This is a genomic window from Afipia massiliensis (assembly GCF_014203115.1).
In the GTDB taxonomy this organism is placed as follows: domain Bacteria; phylum Pseudomonadota; class Alphaproteobacteria; order Rhizobiales; family Xanthobacteraceae; genus Afipia; species Afipia massiliensis.
This window is the reverse complement of the sequence record NZ_JACHIJ010000012.1, coordinates 20,937-41,655: the sequence shown is the minus strand read 5'-3', so window position 1 is coordinate 41,655 and position 20,719 is coordinate 20,937. Positions and strand designations below refer to the sequence as shown.

The 20,719-nt window shown below is 58.5% G+C and carries 16 protein-coding genes and 3 pseudogenes; 4 read left to right on the top strand and 15 right to left on the bottom strand.

Annotation, left to right across the window (positions count from 1 at the left end; genetic code table 11):
• Positions 1 to 2: 2 nt before the first annotated feature.
• The 11 genes from HNQ36_RS25310 to HNQ36_RS25260 form a co-directional block, all read right to left on the bottom strand.
• The gene (locus HNQ36_RS25310) at positions 3 to 956 is read right to left on the bottom strand and encodes an LLM class flavin-dependent oxidoreductase (RefSeq protein WP_184090602.1); all 954 of its coding nucleotides are present in this window, start codon (positions 954 to 956) and stop codon (positions 3 to 5) included.
• The gene (locus HNQ36_RS25305; RefSeq protein ID WP_184090599.1) at positions 949 to 1,416 is read right to left on the bottom strand and encodes a (2Fe-2S)-binding protein; all 468 of its coding nucleotides are present in this window, start codon (positions 1,414 to 1,416) and stop codon (positions 949 to 951) included. The genes HNQ36_RS25310 and HNQ36_RS25305 overlap by 8 nt, the downstream gene beginning before the upstream one ends.
• A complete protein-coding gene (locus tag HNQ36_RS25300; protein WP_184090596.1) occupies positions 1,409 to 2,284 on the bottom strand; it encodes an FAD binding domain-containing protein in 876 nt (291 codons plus the stop codon). The genes HNQ36_RS25305 and HNQ36_RS25300 overlap by 8 nt, the downstream gene beginning before the upstream one ends.
• Positions 2,285 to 2,737 (bottom strand): SRPBCC family protein, encoded by a 453-nt coding sequence (locus HNQ36_RS25295; protein ID WP_184090593.1) that lies wholly within the window; start codon positions 2,735 to 2,737, stop codon positions 2,285 to 2,287.
• 1 nt (position 2,738) lies between these two features.
• Complete coding sequence (locus HNQ36_RS25290) at positions 2,739 to 5,009, bottom strand: xanthine dehydrogenase family protein molybdopterin-binding subunit (protein WP_184090590.1); 2,271 nt, start codon at positions 5,007 to 5,009, stop codon at positions 2,739 to 2,741.
• Entirely contained in the window at positions 5,006 to 6,517 is a 1,512-nt protein-coding gene (locus tag HNQ36_RS25285; protein ID WP_184090648.1) for a tripartite tricarboxylate transporter permease, read from the bottom strand. Before HNQ36_RS25285 ends, HNQ36_RS25290 begins: the two co-directional genes overlap by 4 nt.
• Positions 6,517 to 6,951: a tripartite tricarboxylate transporter TctB family protein gene (locus HNQ36_RS25280; RefSeq protein WP_184090587.1), complete on the bottom strand. Its 435-nt coding sequence runs from the start codon at positions 6,949 to 6,951 to the stop codon at positions 6,517 to 6,519. Before HNQ36_RS25280 ends, HNQ36_RS25285 begins: the two co-directional genes overlap by 1 nt.
• Positions 6,952 to 6,969: 18 nt before the next feature.
• Entirely contained in the window at positions 6,970 to 7,926 is a 957-nt protein-coding gene (locus HNQ36_RS25275) for a tripartite tricarboxylate transporter substrate binding protein (RefSeq protein WP_184090584.1), read from the bottom strand.
• Positions 7,927 to 7,937: 11 nt separating this feature from the next.
• Positions 7,938 to 9,200, bottom strand: a complete 1,263-nt coding sequence (locus HNQ36_RS25270; protein ID WP_184090581.1) for a pyridoxal-phosphate dependent enzyme — start codon at positions 9,198 to 9,200, stop codon at positions 7,938 to 7,940.
• The gene (locus HNQ36_RS25265) at positions 9,200 to 10,387 is read right to left on the bottom strand and encodes a M24 family metallopeptidase (protein ID WP_184090578.1); all 1,188 of its coding nucleotides are present in this window, start codon (positions 10,385 to 10,387) and stop codon (positions 9,200 to 9,202) included. Before HNQ36_RS25265 ends, HNQ36_RS25270 begins: the two co-directional genes overlap by 1 nt.
• Positions 10,388 to 11,056: 669 nt before the next feature.
• The gene (locus HNQ36_RS25260; RefSeq protein WP_246395545.1) at positions 11,057 to 11,446 is read right to left on the bottom strand and encodes a LysE family translocator; all 390 of its coding nucleotides are present in this window, start codon (positions 11,444 to 11,446) and stop codon (positions 11,057 to 11,059) included.
• Between the two features lie 53 nt (positions 11,447 to 11,499).
• Between HNQ36_RS25260 and HNQ36_RS25255 the strand changes: the two are divergent.
• Positions 11,500 to 11,829: pseudogene (locus HNQ36_RS25255) on the top strand (PRC-barrel domain-containing protein); the annotation flags it as partial.
• Positions 11,830 to 12,300 (top strand): annotated as a pseudogene (locus HNQ36_RS25250) (MFS transporter); the annotation flags it as partial.
• Positions 12,301 to 12,374: 74 nt separating this feature from the next.
• Here the strand turns inward: HNQ36_RS25250 and HNQ36_RS26005 are convergent.
• The 3 genes and pseudogenes from HNQ36_RS26005 to HNQ36_RS25235 all read right to left on the bottom strand — a co-directional run.
• Positions 12,375 to 12,446: pseudogene (locus tag HNQ36_RS26005) on the bottom strand (VOC family protein); the annotation flags it as partial.
• Positions 12,447 to 12,463: 17 nt separating this feature from the next.
• A complete protein-coding gene (locus tag HNQ36_RS25240) occupies positions 12,464 to 13,885 on the bottom strand; it encodes an APC family permease (protein WP_184090575.1) in 1,422 nt (473 codons plus the stop codon).
• Positions 13,886 to 14,249: 364 nt separating this feature from the next.
• On the bottom strand, positions 14,250 to 15,401 hold the full coding sequence (locus HNQ36_RS25235; RefSeq protein WP_184090572.1) for a M15 family metallopeptidase domain-containing protein: 1,152 nt from the start codon (positions 15,399 to 15,401) through the stop codon (positions 14,250 to 14,252).
• Positions 15,402 to 15,661: 260 nt separating this feature from the next.
• Here HNQ36_RS25235 and HNQ36_RS25230 point away from each other — a divergent pair, with 260 nt between their 5' ends.
• A complete protein-coding gene (locus HNQ36_RS25230) occupies positions 15,662 to 17,221 on the top strand; it encodes a L,D-transpeptidase (RefSeq protein WP_184090570.1) in 1,560 nt (519 codons plus the stop codon).
• Between the two features lie 119 nt (positions 17,222 to 17,340).
• On the opposite strand, the gene HNQ36_RS25225 is transcribed toward HNQ36_RS25230, so the two are convergent.
• Positions 17,341 to 18,738: an ISNCY family transposase gene (locus HNQ36_RS25225; RefSeq protein WP_184090645.1), complete on the bottom strand. Its 1,398-nt coding sequence runs from the start codon at positions 18,736 to 18,738 to the stop codon at positions 17,341 to 17,343.
• A gap of 344 nt (positions 18,739 to 19,082) precedes the next feature.
• Between HNQ36_RS25225 and HNQ36_RS25220 the strand changes: the two genes are divergently transcribed.
• A complete protein-coding gene (locus tag HNQ36_RS25220) occupies positions 19,083 to 20,642 on the top strand; it encodes a TolC family outer membrane protein (protein ID WP_246395544.1) in 1,560 nt (519 codons plus the stop codon).
• Positions 20,643 to 20,719 lie beyond the last annotated feature (77 nt).

Sequence of the window (20,719 nt, the reverse complement as noted above, 5' to 3'; positions counted from 1 at the left end):
CCTCAAGCTGAGTGCAGAATTTTTGTGATCTGATCGCCGTCGCGCGCTCCGGCGATGATGATTTCGTCCAGGCCAGCGGCGTGATAGGCCGCGAACCGTCTTCTTACCTGGTCGGGTGATCCGCTCGCCGCATGGCGCCCAACGATGTCGTCGGTAATCATCGATTGCGCACGTTCCCAATCTTCGGCGAGCACAGCTTCGTTGAGAGCTGCCTGGTCCAGCACGCTTCCTGCGGCGTCCAGATTCGCCTTGTGGTGCGGGCCTCGCAGCAAGATCGCCAACGTGCGGCGGAGCCGGTCGTTGGCCGCTTTTTCCGTATTGTCCACGGCCGAATACACGAGTGCGTGTGTCCGCACCTTCCGTCCCTTAGCGCCCCGATGAACGCTGTCCAGCGTCCGCTCAACAAATTGAACGGACGAGCCTGCACTGATGAGTACGCCATCCGCCTCTGCGCCAGCCAATTCCAGCATCTGCGGCCCGGAGGCAGCAAGAACCAGGGGAATCGGCGTGATGTCTGTGATGAGGCGTCGTGAATCAACGCTGACCGTCTCTCCCTGGAAGCGGACAGTATCACCCGCGAGAAGCGCTCGGATGACCTGGAGTGCCTCGCGCATCGCCTTCAGCGGCTTCGTGCCGTCGAGTCCCAGCGCCTTCAGATCAGCTGGTGCGCCGGCGCCGATGCATAGAGTCACTCGTCCGGGAAAACTCTCCGCCAATGTGGCTGCCGCCATGGCGATCTGTACAGGATGCTGCGTCAGCGGACTGACGGCCATCAAGGCAGCTCCCATGCGTGTCGTATTCGAAAGCATCAGCGCAGCGAGTGTCACTGGATCCCTCAAAAAGAGATGATTGGCGATCCAGAACGTCAACGCGCCACCCGACTCGGCGGCCGCTACTTTCTCGTGGAAGGCTGATGGAGCGTCACGCCCATCGCTTGATATCGAAATGTCAGACAAGACTCTTCACCGCTTCAAGTATTTTGATGTAGCCCGTGCAACGGCAGATGTTGCCGCGCAGGAAATGACGGATTTCCTCGTCCGAGGGCTTGGGGTTGATCTCCAGCAGGGCTGTCATCGCTAGGACCATTCCCGGCGTACAGAATCCACACTGCAGTGCCGCATGATCGACGAACGCCTGCTGGACGCGACTGAGCTCACCGGCATGCTCCACACCTTCAATCGTCGTCAACGACCGGCCGTCAACGTCAACGGCGAGAGTCGTACAGCTGCTGACCGGAAGGCGATCGACGAGCACCGTACATGCCCCGCATACCTCGACATCGCAGGAGCGCTTCGTCCCCTTTAGCGAGAGCTGGTTTCGTAGAACGTCGATCAGCAGATCCGAGGGTTCAACCGACAAGCTTCGGTCGGTTCCGTTGACGGTGATCGATATTTCGACAGTCTCAAGGTCAACCATTGCGAATTTCCCGTTGGTGGCCTGCGGCCTCCAGAACCGCCCTTCGCATCAAGATCGCAGCCAAATGCCGCTTGTAATCGGCACTTCCATGAAGATCGTCGTGCGCCGGAAGTCCGGAGGCGGCATCCTTCGTGACTTGTGGAAGCACATCCATCAGCGCTTTGGCCGGTACTCCTGCCAGAGCTGCTTCTACCGGCGCCACGCGCAACGGATGGTCGCCTATAGAGCCAATCCAAATTCGATAGGCGGTTGTCCCGTCCCGTTTGATGCAGCCTGCGGCAACGCCCACGGCGGGTCGTTCCAGATGACCGAAGCTCTTGTAACAGAAGCTCTCGTCTGGTCCCGTTACGGGAATCCGGATCTCCGTCAACAGTTCGTCTTCCCTCCGGACGGTCGTGAACTCTCCTTCAATGAATTCACCGACCGGCACCGACCTGATGCCATCAGTTCCACTTAATGTGACCGTCGCGCCAATAGCCGAAAGCAGTGCTGGTGGATCGGCATGCGGTTCAGCGAAGCATAAGTTCCCGCCTAGAGTGCCGGCGACCCGGACGCGGATATTGGCGATATTCTTACTCAAAGCTGAGTATGAAGGGATTGCCTGATCCACGACCATATCGGTCGCCAGCCGATGATGCGTCACAAGCGATCCTACCACGAGCCAATCGCCCTCGACTCTCAGTACATTCAGCTCGGGAATACGCTTGAGATCGATGAGATGCTCGTACCTTAGAACGCGCGCCTTCAGCGCGAGAAGGAGTTCAGTGCCTCCCGCATAGACCGTCGCGTCGTCTCCATAACGCGCGAGAATTTCGTGCGCGGAGCTCAGATCGGTCGGCCGGTGATATTTGAAGCGCGACAGCAGCACTCAGATCTTCTCCAGTTCAGCTCTCAGACGTTCATCGAACTGAGCGAAATTCTCTTCGGCCTTTTTCTTGATGATCGAATAGCCGAGCGAGGCAAGCCGGCCTGCAACCTGCAGATTCGCATCCACGCCAAGCCTGCTTCCGGCCTTCCCCTCCGAACCCAGCTTCACTTCAAGATTGACGGTCAGCGTCGTGCCGGTGAACTTGTCCTTGCCGACGGCGCGCGCGCGGACGAAATTTGGCTCCTCGTAATCATCCACGACGATCTCGGCAGGAACCTCCAGCTTAAAAGGACCGATCTTCTGCTTGAGGACAGCGCGATAGAGCTTGAGCTTCTCTCGCTCCTCGATCTGCTCACATCCCGGAATGCACGCCGCGATTCTTCCGATGTCGACCATCACCAGCCAGACGTCGCTAGGCGAGTTCGGAAGTATCGCCTCCATTTTGAAGTCCATCTTAGAGACCCTTCTTCTCTTGAAGCGCGCGCCACACCCGCTCAGGTGTGAGTGGAAGCTGGCGTACTCGTATGCCGAAGCCAGACGCGAGCGCATTGGCGATCGCGGGAGCTATCGGCAGAATTGCGCCCTCACCCATGCCTCTCATGCCGCCGGGACCGGGTCCGTCGTGGTTTTCGATAAGAACAGTTGTGAAAACATCTGGCACTTCGTCGATCGTCGGAACGTGATAGTCGATCATCGTCGCGTTAATCGGTTGACCATCGCTGTAAATCAGCTCTTCTGACAGCGTGTGCCCGAGTCCCATGATCGCAGCGCCCTCATCCTGTCCCTCGGCGCCGGATCTGTTGATGACCCTTCCGATGTCTGCGACGCTGACATAGCGGCGGACGCGAATCTCGCCCGTATCCGTGTCGACCTCGATGCCGCAACGACCTGCGGCGGTTTCCCAGAACAGCGGAGCAAGCGCCAGGTTGCCATTGCGGGATTGTGGCGAGATGCGGCCGATGCCAATGATCTCGCCACTATCGATCCCGTAATATGTGTGAAGGAGTTCGGCAAACGAGCAGTCTCGATCGCCTGCTATGATTCCGCCATCTCGAAGCTTCACGATCGCTGAATCGACGCTAAGCACAACCGCGGCAATCTCCGAGAGTTGGCGCCTGATATCTTTGGCCGCATCTTCTATCGCCAATCCCATCATCAGCGACGACCGGCTCGCACCGGTGCCCCAATCGAACGGCGCGATAGCGGTGTCCGGCGTCAGGACAGAGACCGCGGACGGCTTCTGAGCCAGATGCTCCGCTGCCATACGCCGGAGTACCTCGCGTACCCCTTGGCCAATCTCCACGCTGTTGCAGACGACCAGTACGGAACCGTCGATCTTGAGGCGCAGCATCAACCCTGCGACGGGGAGAATGCCGGGGTCCGATATTCCGAGCGCCGTGCCATTCGACAGCCGAACATTTGGATCGGACGCCTCGATACGGCTCATTGCCTGCGACGCCATACCCATCGCCTCGGCCATATCGACATCAATCGGGCGCAGATCGGGACGCACGTGTTCACCGCGCTTGAGCATATTCCGGTAACGCAGTTCCACAGGATCCATGCCGAGCTTATCGGCGATGATGTCCATTTGGGATTCGGTCGCCCACACGGCCTGCGGACCGCCAATTGATCGGAATGCCGCCCCCGGAACGGTATTGGTGTAAACGGCCAGGCTTTCCAGCCGAAGATTGGGGAAGTGATAAGGGCCAATCGCGCGGTTTGCCGCCTTGATAGCTACGGCCGGCCCGGTGTCCGCGTAGGCACCTCCGTTCATCACGACACGTACACTCTTGCCGAGAAGAGTCCCGTCGTTTCGGACGCCGGTCTTGACCGTCACGCGGGCACTCAGCCGCCGCGCAGTGAGCATTGACTCGGAGATTGAGAGACACACCCGGACCGGACGGCCGGCCTTCCATGCGAGCGCGGCCACCAGCGGATCGATCTTGACCGAGGCCTTACCGCCGAACCCTCCACCGACATACGGCGAAATAACACGGACCGTTGCTAGTGGAAGATTGAAGACGCGCGACAGCACTTTCTGAACGGCGGTCGGCGATTGCCCACAACTCCAAACGGTCAGGCCATCTTCCGCGAAAGACGCGATAACGCAGTGCGGCTCCATCGCATAATGGAACACCATTGGAAATTCGAATTCATCTTCGAAGCAGTGGTCGGCCTCAGCAAATGCCTTCTCAACATCACCGTGCTCGTATCGATAGTTTTGATAGATGTTCGTCCCCGCGACAGGCTTGGCTTCACCCTTGAAGTAAAAGTCCTTCAACGTCTCGGGATTGTCGTGTAGCAGCGGAGCGTCCTTCGCCAGAGCCTCGTGCACGTCAGTGACAAATGGCAGCGCCTCATAATCGACTTGAATGAGTTCCAGCGCTTCTTCCGCGGTGCGCTCATCGATCGCCGCGACCATGGCAACCGGTTCTCCGACGTAGCGGACCCGGTCGACGGCAATCACCGGCCTGTCTTTCAAAAACAGCCCCCAATTTACGTCGAGAGTCGCCACGTCTGCACCGGTCAGAACCGTCACGACGCCAGGCATCGCGAGGGCTTGGCTCGCGTCGATACCCTTGATCAATCCATGTGGAATTGGACTCCTGAGAACCTTGCCCTGGAGCATTCCGGGAATCGACATATCTGAAATGAATTCCGCGCGACCGGTGACCTTCTCGGCAAAATCGCTGCGTGGAACGTCGGAATCATGCAGTTTCATGTGACGGACTCCGGCTCGCCTAGCGTCCGCTCGCCGCGGAAGTACTTGTACGCCTGAGCGCCAACCACAATAGCGGCAGCTGCCAGTATCACCGCAGAGATCGGCCGGGAGAACACGATGGCCATGCTGCCGTCGCCCATGAGCAGGGACTGACGAAGCGACGTGTCGAGGATATTGGCAAGGATGAAGGCCATGATGAGTGGGCCCGCATCGAGCCGCGCCTTCCGGAGGAGATAACCGATGGCGCCGAAGATCATCAAAGTACCGACGTCGGCGAAATTGCCCCGAAGGCTATAAGTGCCGAAGATGGCAATCAGAAGAATCGCCGGACTGAGAATCCAGGACGGCACGCGCAGCAGCTGAACCCAAAGCCCCACCAGTGGCAAGTTCAGGATCAAGAGCATGATGTTGCCGACGTACATCGAGGCGATGACACCCCAGAATACATCAGGACTCTTGACCAGCATAAGTGGTCCAGGCTGCACGTTCTGGATAAGGAGGCCCGCGAAGAGAACCGCCGTCACTGCGTTGCCCGGAAGACCGAGAGTCAGAAGCGGAACGAACGAGGCCGTCGCCGCGGAATTGTTCGCCGATTCCGGCCCGGCAACTCCGGCGATCGCGCCATGTCCGAATTTCTCCGGCGTCTTCGATATTTTCTTTTCGAGGGTATAGCTGATCAACGAAGCAAGGATCGCGCCGCCACCAGGAATCAGTCCGACCAGGAAACCGATAAACGAGCCGCGGAATATCGGCCCGGTAGATTCCTTCCAATCCTCGCGACTTGGAAATAGACGGCCGACCTTCGACGCAACCAGCGACGATCCATCTCTATTATCGAGGTTATGCAAGATCTCACCAAGACCGAAAAGTCCCATGAGCATCGGCACAAGATCGATCCCGTCGCTGATCGCCATAACCCCGAACGTGTAGCGCTCGACGCCGGTCACCGTGTCAACGCCGACGAGGCCAAGTAGCAGGCCAGCAAACACCATGCACATTCCGCGGATCGGCGAGCCGCCCGACAATGTGGCACTCAGTGCAAGTCCGAAAAGCGCGAGAGCGAAATACTCAGGCGGGCCAAAGGACACTGCGAACTTTGCGAAGGCTGGCCCTACAAGCGCCAGCGCGCAGACGGCCAGCGTGCCTGCGATGAACGAGCCGATGGCCGCGATCGCAAGCGCTGGCCCGGCCCGTCCCTTTTTTGCCATCTCGTAGCCGTCGATGCACGTCACAACCGACGCGGCCTCACCTGGGACCTTCAGCAAAATCGATGTCGTCGATCCGCCGTACATCGCACCGTAATAGATCGACGCCAGCATGATGATAGCGCCCAACGGCGTGCCCGCATGATAGGTGACCGGCAACAGGACCGCGATGGTGGTGACAGGGCCGAGTCCAGGCAGGACACCAACAAGCGTTCCCAGAACAGAGCCAATCAATGCGTAGAGCAAATTCGCTGGCTCGAACGACAGCGAAAGGCCGTAGGCAAGTTTTTGCAAAGCTTCGATCATTGCAAAACCGGAAAGAGTTGCATGGGGACCTTGAGAAGCACGTTGAAAATCACAAGGCCAAGAATAGTCAGACTCGCGCTGCACCCTGCTGATCGGAGCCAGCTTTGCCGGTAGAAAAGCCGGATCCACGCGAACAACATTACCAGCGTCGAAAGCACGAAACCGGCGCGAGGAAGAATCGCTGCATAGATCAGAACAAGCACGATTGCGCTCAGCGGTCCTGCACCGAGGCTCGTCTCGTCCGACGGCAAGGGCTCGCGTAGGACCAACACAAGCATCGGCACGAGTAGCAAGGAGACCACCAGCGGAAGCAGACCTGGGCCTGGGCCGTCATCGCCCCAGAATCCGAGGCGAAATGCACCAACACCAAAGATCAGAGCTAGTGCTCCGAGCATTCCTACAGCCAGATATGTCGGTGCAATCTTGATCATCGATCTACTCCGCCCCGATCACTTCGATTTCCCGATTTCCTTCAGCAACTGCCCCGCTAGGTCGTATTCGCCTTGCACGAGCTTCTTCACTTCTGCACCGGGAATGTCGATCGTCTCCATTGCGAGACGATCCATCGTTTCCTGAAACGCTTTGTCTGAAAGCGCCTTGCGGAAAGCAGTCTCGAGCGTCGCCCGTATCGGCTCTGGCACACCTGCCGGAGCGATGATGGCCTGTACCGACCTCAAGGACTTGTAACCGGACTCTGAGAGCGCCGGCACGTCCGGATACAGTTTCGACCTCTTTGGTGTTGTGACGGCCAGCAGCCTTACCTGCTTGTCTTCGACGAAGGGCGCCCATACTGACGTCTCGGTGATGAAGTCAACGTGTCCACCGAGCAATGCGGGCATTGAAGCCGCTGAACCTTGCTGCGGAACGTGGATAAACTTTGCCTTGGTGCCGAACTGAAGCGCCTCCGTTGTGAGATGCTGCGTGGTCCCCACTCCGGCGGTTCCGTATTTTATAGCTCCCGGGCGTGTCTTGCCATCATCCACAAGGTCCTGAAGCGACTTCCATTTCGAATCCGACCGGACTGCGATTCCGATCACGTTGTCTCCATAGTAGCTAATGTAAGAGAACGCATTGATTGGATCGAAGGGAAGTTGACGCCCCTGCAATGCGACCAGATATCCCGTGCTCGACAGTGTACCAATCGTGTAGCCGTCGGGCTTGGCGCTCGCGAGAGCAGCCATTCCGATCGTGGTGGACGCGCCGGGCTGATTAATAATAACGATTGGCTGGCCTAGCGAAGCTTCGGCGGCTTTCGCCAAAACGCGAGCGGTCTGATCGGTACTGCCGCCGGCTGCCCAGGGCACGATCATAGTAATCGGCTTTTCCGGATACTCAGCCCGCGCCGGAACCAAACAAGCAATCGATCCGAAGATTGCAAGTGCCGCAGATACCAGTTTCGATGCCATACTAACCTCCGCTATCGATCGCTTGGGAAGATGCCGGACGCCCTGAGAATTCCGGCTGCCTTATCAAAGTCAGAAGGTACCGTGAGCAACTCGCCCTGGAGCTTCGCGGTCGCCGCCGGATCCTTCAATCCGCTGGCCGTCAGAAGACTCACCACCGTGTCGGCGGCGGCGAGCCGACCAGTACTGGCCAACTGTTCCACCGCTACAAGACCGGCAGCGGAGGCCGGCTCGACGTAAAGGCCCTCGCTCGAGGCCAAAATCTGTTGCCAGCGCATCATGTCGTCATTTCCGACCTTCACCGCCACGCCCTTCGAGCGGCGCACAATATCCAAGGCTTGGTACGTGCCCTGAGTGGCACCGATCGAAACGGCCACAGTATCGAATGCCTTCGGCATGTCAGGAGGCGTGTCGGTGCCATTTGAAAGCGCTTCGCCGACTGACCCATAGACTTCCGCTGCCACCATGCGCGGCATCTTGTCCGTCCACCCAAACGCCATCATGTCTTCAAAGCCGCGCCACATACCCAGCAGCGCATCGCCGTAACAAACAGGCAGGATGCACCAGTCAGGCACCTGCCAGCCAAGCTGTTCGACCACCTCGTATGCCAGCGTCTTGTAGCCCTCGATGCCGAACGGATTGCTGCCGACCACCGGTCCAAAGAACGGTGATGTCGGAAACCAACCGAACTCACGAACCGTATGTTCCATGAATCGCCAACGATCTGGCTTCTCCTCAACCGCCACCACCTTCGCGCCATAGCCGCGCATCTGCGTCAGCATGGGACCTGCCGTCCCCTTAAAGGTGAAGACGACGCACGGCATGCCAGCTTTGGCTGCGTAAGCAGCGGCAGCCGCGCCAGCATTTCCTGAGGAACTCGAAACGATGACTTTCGCTCCAGCCTTCTTTGCCGCGGACACCGCCATGCAGGCCAATCGGTCCTTGAAAGACCAGGTCGGATTCCTGGTCTCATCTTTTGCGAAAAGATTTCGGATTCCGACCCTTTCGGCGGAATGGCTCAGACGATGAAGGCGCGACCCGCCTTCGCCGAGACTGACACCGTCTATCTCCGCAACCGGCAGTAGATCGCCGTACCGCCACAAGCCATTGCCAGAGCCACTGGTCGGTTTTGAGCGATGTCGCCTGAGCGACTCGTCGTAGACGACTGTGAGGTTGCTCCGAGCAACCGGCCTGCAGGCAGAACAATCGTGCGCATAGTGATCCGCTGGATAACGGGCATCACATCGAATGCACTGCAAGCCGAGCACCGCTGCCATTAAAGCACCCGAAGTTCCGTGCCGGAAATCATGAAGGAATCGACACCATCTCTCGTAACAACGAGCGTGTCCTCGACCTGAAGTCCCGCGAAACCCATTTCGTAGTATGGTGTCTCCACGCAGATCACCATCCCTTCCTCGAAAACGTCTTCGCTTGACGGCGCGATATTTGGAGCGTCGTAACCGTCGAGGCCGATGCCATGGCCGACGTGACTGCGCTGGTAATGCGAAATGCCCTCGCGACGAACAGTCTCGACCGCTGCGTTGAAGACGTCCGCAGCGCGCACTCCGGGCTTGATCATCGCGATCGCACGGTCAAGCCCGGCGCAGATTGCCTTGTGATACCGCACCAGCTTTTCGTTGGGCTCACCCAGCACGCCGTTGCGAGCGATGTCCGCCCGATAGTGCTTGTATCGTCCCCCAACGTCGAAGCGGATAACATCGCCGCGACAGAGAACCCGCTCCGTCGGCTGCACATTTGTCATCGCGCTGCGCGTTCCAACACCGATGCAGCCAAGGACGGGAAGCCCGCCTTCCACGATGGTCTTCGTGTGGAATGCACGAGCCAGGTCCATTTCCGTGGCACCCTCACGGGCGACCGCTAGTGCCGCGCCGATGGAGAGATCTGCGATCTGAGCCGATCTTCGAAGCCGCGCGACCTCTTCAGGCATCTTGATGGCGCGCGCGTACCGGAACACGTCCGCGGCCCTTACGAGGGTGGCCTTTGGCAGAGCCTCGGCGAGCTTGTCCCAATACTGAGGAAGTATGCCGATTTCATCGATGCCAATTCTGGAACCTTGAAGACCGCGATCCTTGATTGCCTTCACCAAGGCCCCGATGGCGTCGCCGCTGTCGTCCTCGGCCAAAAGCGCCTCGATCCGCGAATCCTGCTTGTCGAGTTCGACGTCCGGCGTCCGATCAACAACGAACTTTCCGAAACGTCGAATGTCTTTCACCCACACGTCGGGATCTGCGACCAGATCGATCAAGCCTGTACTTGCGATTACGGCGGGATCGCCCCGCCCCTGAGCTGGAGTGAGAACATACGCTTGGGGTCCACGCCGGATCCATTGGCTCATCGCCCAGAAGCCGCTCGTATAAGTCACGTTTTCGGGCATCGTCGCAACGATCGCCTCGAGCGACTCTCTTTTCATTCCCTCAAGCAGACGTCCGGAATTTGACAGCATAGAAACTTTTACTCCAGCTTTTAGATCAGGTTTGCTGCCGGCCACATGAACGATCCTCACATGGATCGTTCCTATAATCGGAATAGCGTTCTGATTATTAGCAGGTAATCAATTTATTTGCCGCGAGTCAAGCGAGCGCGCCGATCGAAACCTTCCGACCGACGCACACGGACATGTACATATCTTGAGTAGCGATTGATGCGCTGTCTGTTCGCGGAGCGGATGGGGCGTCAGCAGTCTTGGGGCTCGGTCCGCAGCGCCTTTAGTGCCCTAATCAAAGACCAATACATGGCGACGAGCGTCTTCAAATCAAATCTAGGGACGACTATTGCGGCCGTCTCTGATTGTCAGTTCATAACTTGACTAGCAAGATTTTCCATAATGCTTCATTACGCGAAAGGCGAGCAATGGTGCCTCCGGGGCATTTGTCGCTAGATAGCAGTATCATCCGATTTTGGAGCCTTGGCTCAATTCAGGGTTGGGATCAGCGCTATTCTAGCTTGGGCTGAGGATCTTCCGGCCGATCTCTGGGTTCGCATCCGGCATCGCAATCATCTATCACATCTCGCGATGCCGTTAGCGCTGATCATCCCTCTGATGCTTTCGTCTTTCCTCGCACCGTTGGCAAAATTGGCCTAAGCGCAAGTGTTGGCCCTTACGAATATGTTGTTAGTTGCTAACGTTCCGGAGAACGCTCTTTGGAAGTATTGCGTGCACCCCCGCTAGGCGAATGCCGAGCGCGCAATAGGCCGTTCCAACGACTTTGCCCTGCCAACGCAAGATCACCGGACTTCCGTGAAGCAGCGTACTCAAGCTTCCTGCGCAAAGGGCGACCAGTGTCGTGCTCAGCGCACCCATCACAACAAACAGGATCCCCAAGACTGCCAGTTGTATCTCAATCGGCCCATTTTGCGGATGAACGAATTGCGGGAGGAAGGCAAGAAAGAATAGCGCCGACTTTGGATTCAGCACCTCGACGAGAATTGCCTGCCGGAATGCTGTCCCAGCGCTGATTTTCGGCAATTTGGTCAGGCCACTCGGCTTCGTCTTTTCCAGCATCGCGCGAACACCAAGATGGGATCAGATAGGCCGCTCCGGCATATTTCACGAGACTGAAGAGAAAAGCCGATGTCATCAGCAGCGCGGACAGGCCGACAACCGCCAGCATCACCGGAGCACATGCGGAAGCCCTGCACAAGGTTCCTGTCGTCCCTGCGCCCGGAGAGGCTTCGCCACCACCCTCGGTCTCGGTGATCGACGCCGTAGAGGCGCGCGGAATTCTTGGCCGCGACGTTCGCAGCCCGGCTGAGGAGAACATGGGCCGGATCGTCGACGTCATCGTCGACCGTCGTGGCAGCGCACGCGCCGCCGTGATCGATTTCGGCGGATTTCTTGGCGTCGGCAGCCGCAAGATCGTGGTCGACTGGAGCGCATTGCACTTCATGCTGCCGCTAATGGCTGGGGTGGTGACGACCCCGGTCCGCCCAGTGGACGCCAGTGCTGATTGCTGCGTGCATCATCGTACCGCAGGCCATCGTCGCGCTCACTTCGCCTTCGGTGGGACGTTTTGCGCAGCAATGGGGGCGCCGACCCTTGCTGCTGCTCGGTTTCGCCGCGTTGGCCGTTGGCGGCGTTCTGTTCGCATCCGTCAGCGATCCCTATTTGCTCGTCGCCGTTCAGATATTCGATGGCATCACGGCCGCGGTCTTCGCCGTGATGATTCCGCTGATCGTCGCTGACATCGCGCTCGGCAGCGGTCATTTCAACTTTGCCCAAGGCATCGTCGGCACCGCAACCGGGATCGGTGCCTCTCTCAGCACCGTGCTGGCCGGCTACGCAGCCGATCGTTTCGGCAGCAGCACGCTTTCCTTGGGCTTGCCGCGGTCGCAGCTATGGGTCTGATGATGATCTAGACTATCATGCCGGAAACGCGGCGTCACGTCCTCGCGGTGCCAAAGGATGATGTCCGCTCTGCGCCATAAGTGGACTGCGCTGTTGGGAAAATATCTGCGTAGAAGCGGGCAGCCGCTTCTGCATCCTTATCGTACCATAGGCAAATCGCGTTCTTGGTTTGCGCTAGTTTACGGGACCTCCGCCACCAAGTGTCCTTAAATCGAGATCTGCTGGCTTCACACCGGCGGAACGGTTTACGAGCACCGTAACAAACCACAGCAAGACACCAACCCCAAGCAACACTCCTGCTACGCGATACTGAACAAAATCGCGACCAGTCCAAGGTCCCGTGAGAAATGCACAGAATATCGCTCCCAGAACCGGCAGTATGGTCGGCGTTCGGAAATGCCGGTGATCCACAGGATCTCGCCGAAGGACCAAGACGGCGACATTCACCACAGTGAAGACGCACAATAACAAAAGCGCTGTTGTACCTCCAAGCGCTGGTACCTCACCAACAAAGGTAATGAGCGCAAAGGCCAATAGCGTCGTGAAGCCAATTGCAACATAAGGTGTGCGCCGCTTCTTATGTACCCTCCCAAGAGCTGGAGGAAGAACGTGCTCGCGGCTCATGCCGTATACCAGGCGACTTGCCATCAGCATGTTGATAAGCGCGCTATTTGCGACGGCAAACATCGTGATGAAGCCAAATATCCAGATCGGGAAATTTGGCGCACCTTTCTGGACGACTTGAAGGAGCGGCGTCTCGCCCTCCCCAAGTTGCTCGGGCGCAACCAGTGTAATCGCCGAGATCGAAACGAGCACATAGATGGTGCCTGTGATGCCGAGACCAGCAAGCAACACCTTAGGAAAGTGACGTGTAGGATCCTTGCATTCTTCGGCCATGTTGACCGAGTCCTCAAAGCCGACCATCGCGAAGAAAGCCAGTGTCGTCGCCGCGATCACAGGCCAAACAATCCCGCCATCGCCGCCTTCACGAAACTGCATGACGCGGGAGACGTCGCCCTCGCCAGCTCCGATTGCCCAGAGGCCGATGAAGATAATAATCAGAAGCCCCGTAAGCTCCACGCAGGTCAGGGCCACATTCGCCTTGACGCTCTCACCCACGCCACGAAAATTCACTGCCGCGACGACGGCCATGAATGCCAGACCGATCAGAGTGATGCCTGCGCTCGAGAAATTGAGACCGAATGCGCTGGACATGTTTGCTGCAAATGCACGAGAAGCGGTCGAGGCTGACGTGATGCCAGAACACATCACCGCAAAAGCAACGATGAATGTGATGAAGTGGATGCCAAAGGCCTTATGGGTATAGAGCGCCGCACCCGCCGCTTTGGGATACTTTGTCACGAGCTCGAGATAACTAAAGGCGGTCACGAGTGCGACAATGAACGCGATCACAAATGGCAGCCAGACGACGCCTCCAACCTGCTTCGCGACCTGACCTGTGAGTGCGTAGATGCCAGTGCCAAGAATATCACCGACGATAAATAGCAAGAGAAGCCAAGGGCCCATTACACGGTGAAGACTTGGTTCTGCTGCGGGTGCTGGCTCAATTCGATCGCTCAAAGGCACATCGGTCATCGATAATCCCTCACAATCAAATGCTGCAGCAAAAGTCGGATGGAATAACTTCCATTTGAAGAAAGCAAATGTTGGCCAAAAGTTCCAATCGCCCGCCGTGGGAAAGCCATTGACTTACTTCATGGGGACTATCTGAGCCGTTTCCGGAAGGGCTTATCAAACTGCTCAATGCTGGTGATATTGGGCCCACTCTGTTGGTAGCCATGACGCGCTCTTGTCCATTCGCTGATGATGCCCGCACCTTCGGCATTTATGCCTGCTCAGAGTCATGAGCGAATATCGGCGATCGTCCACTCCGCGCCAGCAACGGACGTCACGGATTCCCGGATTTTGTTTTGCGAGCCTGATATCGGACCCAGGCCACTCAGCTCGCTTTCAGTTTTGAGGCGGCTGCAGTTCTCGGGCGCTTCGCGGGAAGTGAGTAGTCGCGTGTGGCCACGCGCTTCACCTTTTTCACGTAAATTTTCTTCACGTCCGATGCCGCCTGTTTGGTGCCGCGCCTATGCGCTGCATATTCTCGGCCGTCGAGCGGTGCGACATGCGGCGGGTCCCTGCCGAGATATGGGCGCCCGATTCCGAACTCCTTCCCATGCGCATCAACCCACTTCCAGAGCTTATCGGAGGAAACCCATCGCTGGTTGCGAGTTCCGCCCTGGACGCTCACGATATCGGCCGCAAGCCCATGCCCATAGCCACCGCGGGAGCTGCCGCCATGAAACGACTTGTTGCTCGCCGCCTTGAGGCCGCTGGCGATCGACTGGCGGTAGTCATCACGGAATGCGCTGGTGATGCCGGGCGAAAGGCCCGCCGCCTCCGCCGCGTGAAGCATATGGAACAATTTTAGCTTGAAGCTCCGATCCATGCCTCCGATCACGTAGTCCATCATCGGCATCCGAACTCGTTCCGCCGCCTTCGGATCCTTCCACCCAAAATCTTGGTCGACAAGCTTGGTGAAGGTTCTGGTGACAGTCACCATCTTGCCCTTCCGCTTGACGACGACTTTCCTCCGCTCAGGCACCTTGATCGTGTCCTCCTTTGGCGTCCGCTGATAAAGCGCCCACAGATACCGATCGACGCAGATGTCCATGACCAGGCACTCGTCAACAATTTCGGTGGATCTCACGACCTTGTTGACGTCGCCAAGCTGGAGATCCGATGGATCCGCGCTTGCGACTTGCACAGACCCTAGTTGGGTTGGCGGCACATCCGGCGAATTGGTCGAGGCCATTTCGACAACCGGCTTCGGCTTATCCAAAGCGATTAATGCGTCGGCGACTGCGCCTGCAAGTTCGGCCATCGCACCATCGGTTTGACCGAGATCCTTATTGAGCACTGAGCTTGGCTGCAGTGCACCGGCGAGTTGAGAAGGTGCGCTGATGTCCTTGCGTGACGCCGCGTTGCTGCTCTGGCTTCCTTCCGGGCCAGAGGTCGCGAGCAAACCGACAACCCCGGTCGCAAGAATGACTGATCGCAACAATGGCGACGGCTCTGTGGAAAGTCGCTGCAGGTTCATCATTCCAGCCTCATCGGAACCGGATTGCACAGCATGCGAACGCCGCTGATTGTTCGGGCAAGGTCATGGCCGCGCAATGGCGCAAACGGCGAGGCCGCGCCCTTTTCCTGGCGGTGTTGCATGTGTGCAACGGCGCGGATGGCAGGCCTGCTAACGCTCGCTGTCCGTTTTGTGCCAATTTCAGCTGGAGCATGCTTGTTCCTCACGAGTCGGATATGTGAGGTTGGTCACAGCAGCGAACACGCGCTGAAACGGGGAATGGAATGGTGGATCGATTGACGTCGGCGACATCCACTGTGGCGATGCGCCATTGGGCATCTTCAGCCGTTGTGATGTTCGCTGCGATGGCCGCACTGATGGCGCCGACCGCCGACGCCGCGGCGGCGAAACAGGCGCGCCGCGCGCAACCCGCCGAGACGACGGCGCCGCGCGAGGCAGGCGAGCCGATCATGGCGATCGTGTCGATCAAAAGCCAGCAGGTCACGGTCTATGACGCCGAGGGCTGGATCATGCGTGCGCCGGTGTCGACCGGCGTCAAGGAGCGCGAGACGCCAGCCGGCGTCTTCGCCATCGTCGAGAAGAACAAGGACCACCGCTCGAACATGTATGACGATGCGGCGATGCCGAACATGCAGCGCATCACCTGGAACGGCCTTGCGTTGCATGGCGGGCCGTTGCCCGGTTATGCGGCCTCACACGGCTGCGTGCGAATGCCTTTCGGCTTTGCGGAGAAGCTGTTCGGCAAAACGCGTATCGGGATGCGCGTGATCATTTCGCCGGACGATGCGGCCCCGGTCGACTTTTCTCACCCTGCGCTATCGCTCTTTGTGCCGAAAGCGGAGGTCATCGCATCTGCTCCGGCAAAGGCCGAGACGCTCTCACGCGAGGCCGCGGACGCTGCCGCGACCGCCGACGAGGCCAGGAAGAAAGCTGCGACAGCGGCCCGCGAGTCGGCACCGCTCGCAGCGTCGCTGCGCAAGCTGGAACGGCTCAAGGCCCGGGCCGACGCCGAACTCGTATCCGCCGACAAGGCGGTGGCCGCCGCCAGGACCGACCAAGCCAGGGTGAAGGCAGAGGATCGTAAGCAAAAGACGGCTGCCAAGGCCGCAGAGCTGGGGACCCAGTTCGACATCGCCAAGACGGACGCGTCATCAAAGCTCGACTCAGCCAGCGCCGCAAAAGAAGCAGCCAAGACGGCTCAGACAAAAAAGGCCGACATCGCCAAGGCGGCGCTCGACGCGAAGCTCGCGCTCGAGCCGGTCTCTGTTTATGTCAGCCGCGCGACGCGGACGCTTTACGTCCGGCGCAACACGCATAAGCCGGCGCCGGACGGCGGCGGCGAGGTGTTCGATGCGAGCATCGAGGTCCCGGTCACGATCCGCGATCCCGGCAAATCACTTGGCACACATGTGTTCACGGCGGTGGCGCGCAACGATGCGGGCCTGCGCTGGACCGCCGTCACGATCGAGAATGGGGATGGCGCCAAAAACGCGCTCGACCGCATCAGCATCCCGAAGGAAGTCCTTGATCGCATCGCGCCGACCGCATTGCCGCGATCCTCGATCGTCGTCTCCGACGAGCCGCTGAGCGAGGAGACCAACTATCGCACCGAGTTTGTTGCGGTGCTGAGCGACCAGCCCCAGGGCGGCTTCATTACGCGCAAGCCGAGCGAGGTTCTTATGGCGGACGACGACAGCTGGGGCGGCAACCGACAGAACGACGATGGCTTCGGCTTATTTTTCCAGCGCAATCCGAATCCCCAACCGAGCAATACGCGCCGGGGCGGCGGCCAGTTTTTTCCTCCGGTGCAACGAGGCTGGTGACAAGACGCGGCACACCGCGCGCGTTAGTCCGGGTTGTCCGCTTCGTGTCAGGAGCCGATGTTGCAACCAAGTTGAGATGTCACGATTTGTGCAAAGTAGAAATGTCACAGGGCGGGCTGTCAGGGGACAGGAGACGGCGCCGCGCCGACCATCGTATCGGAGCGGCGCCGTCTTCTGCGGGAGGATTTTGGGGCTGAGTTGCTGGCTTCGTTCATGCGCAAGGTCCGGTTCTTCATAAGACCGGACTTCTGGCTTGATCGGCGCGGGCCCTTCGGAACAGTATTGAAGCGAGATTGACTGTCTTGCCGCTCCTTGATCCAGGCAAGAATCTCGCCGAGGCGCTTGTTCTCGACGATTGCGGCATGACTGACCCGCTGTAGCTTGTCGAAGGCTGTGTAGGGCAACGATCTGCCTTTCCAGCGAACCTCGAGCCGTCCATCCGGAAAGTCATAGATCTCGACCACCTTGCCGCGCAGGCGAACGGCCAGACCCTGGGATTGAAGCGTCAGCTTCATTTGGTTGTAGTTCACCACCAGCTGATGCGAGACCTTGCGTTGCTCACGCCAGCACAGGATCTGATCGAGATCCTGCCGCGGATCGAGCAGGCGATGGAGATCTTTGTCGTGCGCGGGAGGCTTGGCAAAACGAGCGTTGTAGTGAGCGACGAAGCCAAGCAGGAAAGCGTTTGCCGCCTCGATCGTACTGATGCCGGCGAGCCGCAACTCCTTCACCAGGCGATCCTGCAGCGTATGATGTGCGCGTTCGACGCGCCCCTTTGCTTGACTGGTATTGGCGCAGAGAATCTCGATGTTGAGCTCCGATAAGGCCCGTCCAAACTGCGTCATTCCGTTGCCGCTGACCGCGTTCTCGTTCGACACCCGAAAGATGGAATGCTTGTCGGAGTAGAAGGCGACCGGCTTGCCGTGTCGACCAAGATAGGCCTTCAGCGCCTCGAAATACGCAAATGTGCTCTCCGAGGCGACAAACCGCAGCTCCATCAGTCGGCTTGTGGCGTCATCGACGAACACCAGCAGCGTACAGGGAGCCGCGCGATCCTCGAACCAGCGATGCTCCGAGCCGTCGATCTGAACCAACTCGCCAACATGCTCGCGGCGATACCGAGGCTGCTGGATCCGCTTGCGCTCGGCTCGCGAGACCCAGATTCCTGCCTGCCGCATCCAGTTGCGCAGCGTCTCCCGCGAGACCTTGAGATCATGACACTCCTCTAGCTTCTCGGCCGCTAATGTCGGTCCGAAGTCGGGGTAAAGCTGGCGGACCAGAGCGATCGCGTGATCACGCACTTCGTCGGACAACCGGTTGTTCGAGGGGCGGCCACGGCGCTGGTTGGCGATCGCTGAAGCACCGCCTTCGCGATATCTGCTCAACAGCCGATACGTCTGCCGCGGTGTTACGTTCATCAAGCCAGCCGCAGCGAGGACGGTCAGTCGATCGCCATCCAGCCGTGCCAGAACATCAAGACGGTTCAGCTCGCGCTTGCTCATCAACACTATGTCCATCGAAATGACAGCCTCCAAAGTCCCCAACGGGACCAGAAACTGACATTTGAACTTTGCTCAGTGCTGACATTTTAGCTTTGCTGCTACAGCCGACATTCGCGTATCAGATGTTATGGAATGCGACATCCCCGATTTCCTGATCGAACCGCGCGACTGGTGCGGGCCGGCCAGCGTTCTGGCTTGATTATAGAGGTATAAAAATACCTCATACGCGCTTGAACGTGGCTATACTGTCACAGTCCCCAAGACTCGAATATCCCGTTATTCCAGCGCCTTAGGTAGCGTGCTACTGTTTTTTAGAATTTTACAAATTGTTAAAGTTTTATGCGTTGGGGGATTTCAGGATGCGTGCATTAGCGTTTGCCACCTCGGCATTGCTGCTGAGCTGTTCGCTTCCAAATGCAGCACATAGCCAGTCTACATTTTTGATCAATGAAGCGCTTAAGCAGGCCATCGCAACCCATCCAGGCGTTGGAGAGGCGGCGGCTAATCGCCGCGCAACTGAGTCAGAACTCAGGCAACAGCAATCGACGCTGCTGCCACAAGTCCGCGTTGAAGCGCGCGCCGGTCCGGAACGGTTCAATCAACAAATTATTCCCGCACCATTGGGGAACGACACCTGGCGAAATGGCCGGGACGTTTCAGTTGTCGGCCGCCAGCTCGTCTTCGACGGATTTACATCCCTGAACGAAATCTGGCGCCAGTCTGCGCGGGTCAATGCTGCAGCCGCCCGGGTTCATGAAAGAACCGAATTGCTCGCCCTGGATGCCGCAGAAGCTTACATCGATGTCATTCGCTATACCCGGCTTATTGCCGTTGCAGAAGACAATGTACGAGTCCATCGCGGCTTGTTCAGCAACGTGCAGGCCCGCTTCAAAGGCGGCCGCGCCGGCGAAGGCGATCTCGAACAAACCCGGGAGCGCGTGGAAAACGCAGTCGCCGCTCTCGCAGGCTTCCGCCAGAGCCTCGACGAGGCCCGCGCCAAGTATCGACGGGCCGTCGGACTTGAACCGTACAACCTTCGAAATCCTCACCGCCTCAGCGGTCTGCCCTCCACAAAGGATGAGTCGCTTGCGGTTGCGATAAAATTCAACCCGACCATCAAGGCGGCAGAAGCTGACGCCCGCGCGGCCAAGTACGCCTTCCGAAGCACGTCAGGTGCTTTCGTTCCAAATGTTTATCTCGAGGGACGCGCCTCCAGCGGAATCGACGCAAACGGTTATGTCGGCAAGCGCGACGACGTAAGCGGCAAGGTTGTTGTCAGCTGGGATGTGTTCCGTGGCGGTCAGGATACATGGCGCCGCTCGGAAATGGCAGAGCGGTATGTCGAAGGCACCATGCGGCATGCGCGGTTGCAGCGTGATGCCGTTGAATCCATCGACAAGGCGTGGGCTGCCCGCACCCTCACAGCCGACAGAATTGCGGCTCTCAATCGTCAGATCGCCTCAGACCGCAAGGTCATCGTTTCCTACCAGAAGGAATATGAGCTGGGTCAGCGGTCGTTGGTCGATCTGCTGAACGGACAGAACCAGCTCTTTAACGGCTTCATCTCCTTGATTTCGGCACAGAGCGTGGCGGTGTTCGCCGATTATCAGCTCCTTGCCGCGATGGGCAATTTGATCGAGTACGTCAAGGCGCCGCCTCCGGCAGATGCTTCGGCGCTCGATGTCGAACCGTTTGGACTTTTCCCGACCAAGCTCCCCCCCATTATTCTCCGCGATCCTGTATCGGGTCCGGAACCTTTGCCAGTTAAACGGGTCGAACCGATACCAGCCCTGAATTATGCCGCGGCCGGCGGCGGAGAAAGCGTTGTAGCAAGGGATAGTTTTGCCAACCGCTGGCAGGGATCATCATCCGCCACACAGGAATTGATCGACGCTGCCTCAAAGTGGTCCGTCAAATGAAGCAGCTCGCACGTTAGCAAGGGCGCGGAACTCGCTTCGCGAAGCAATAATTGCTGCCTTCAACATAGATACTACGC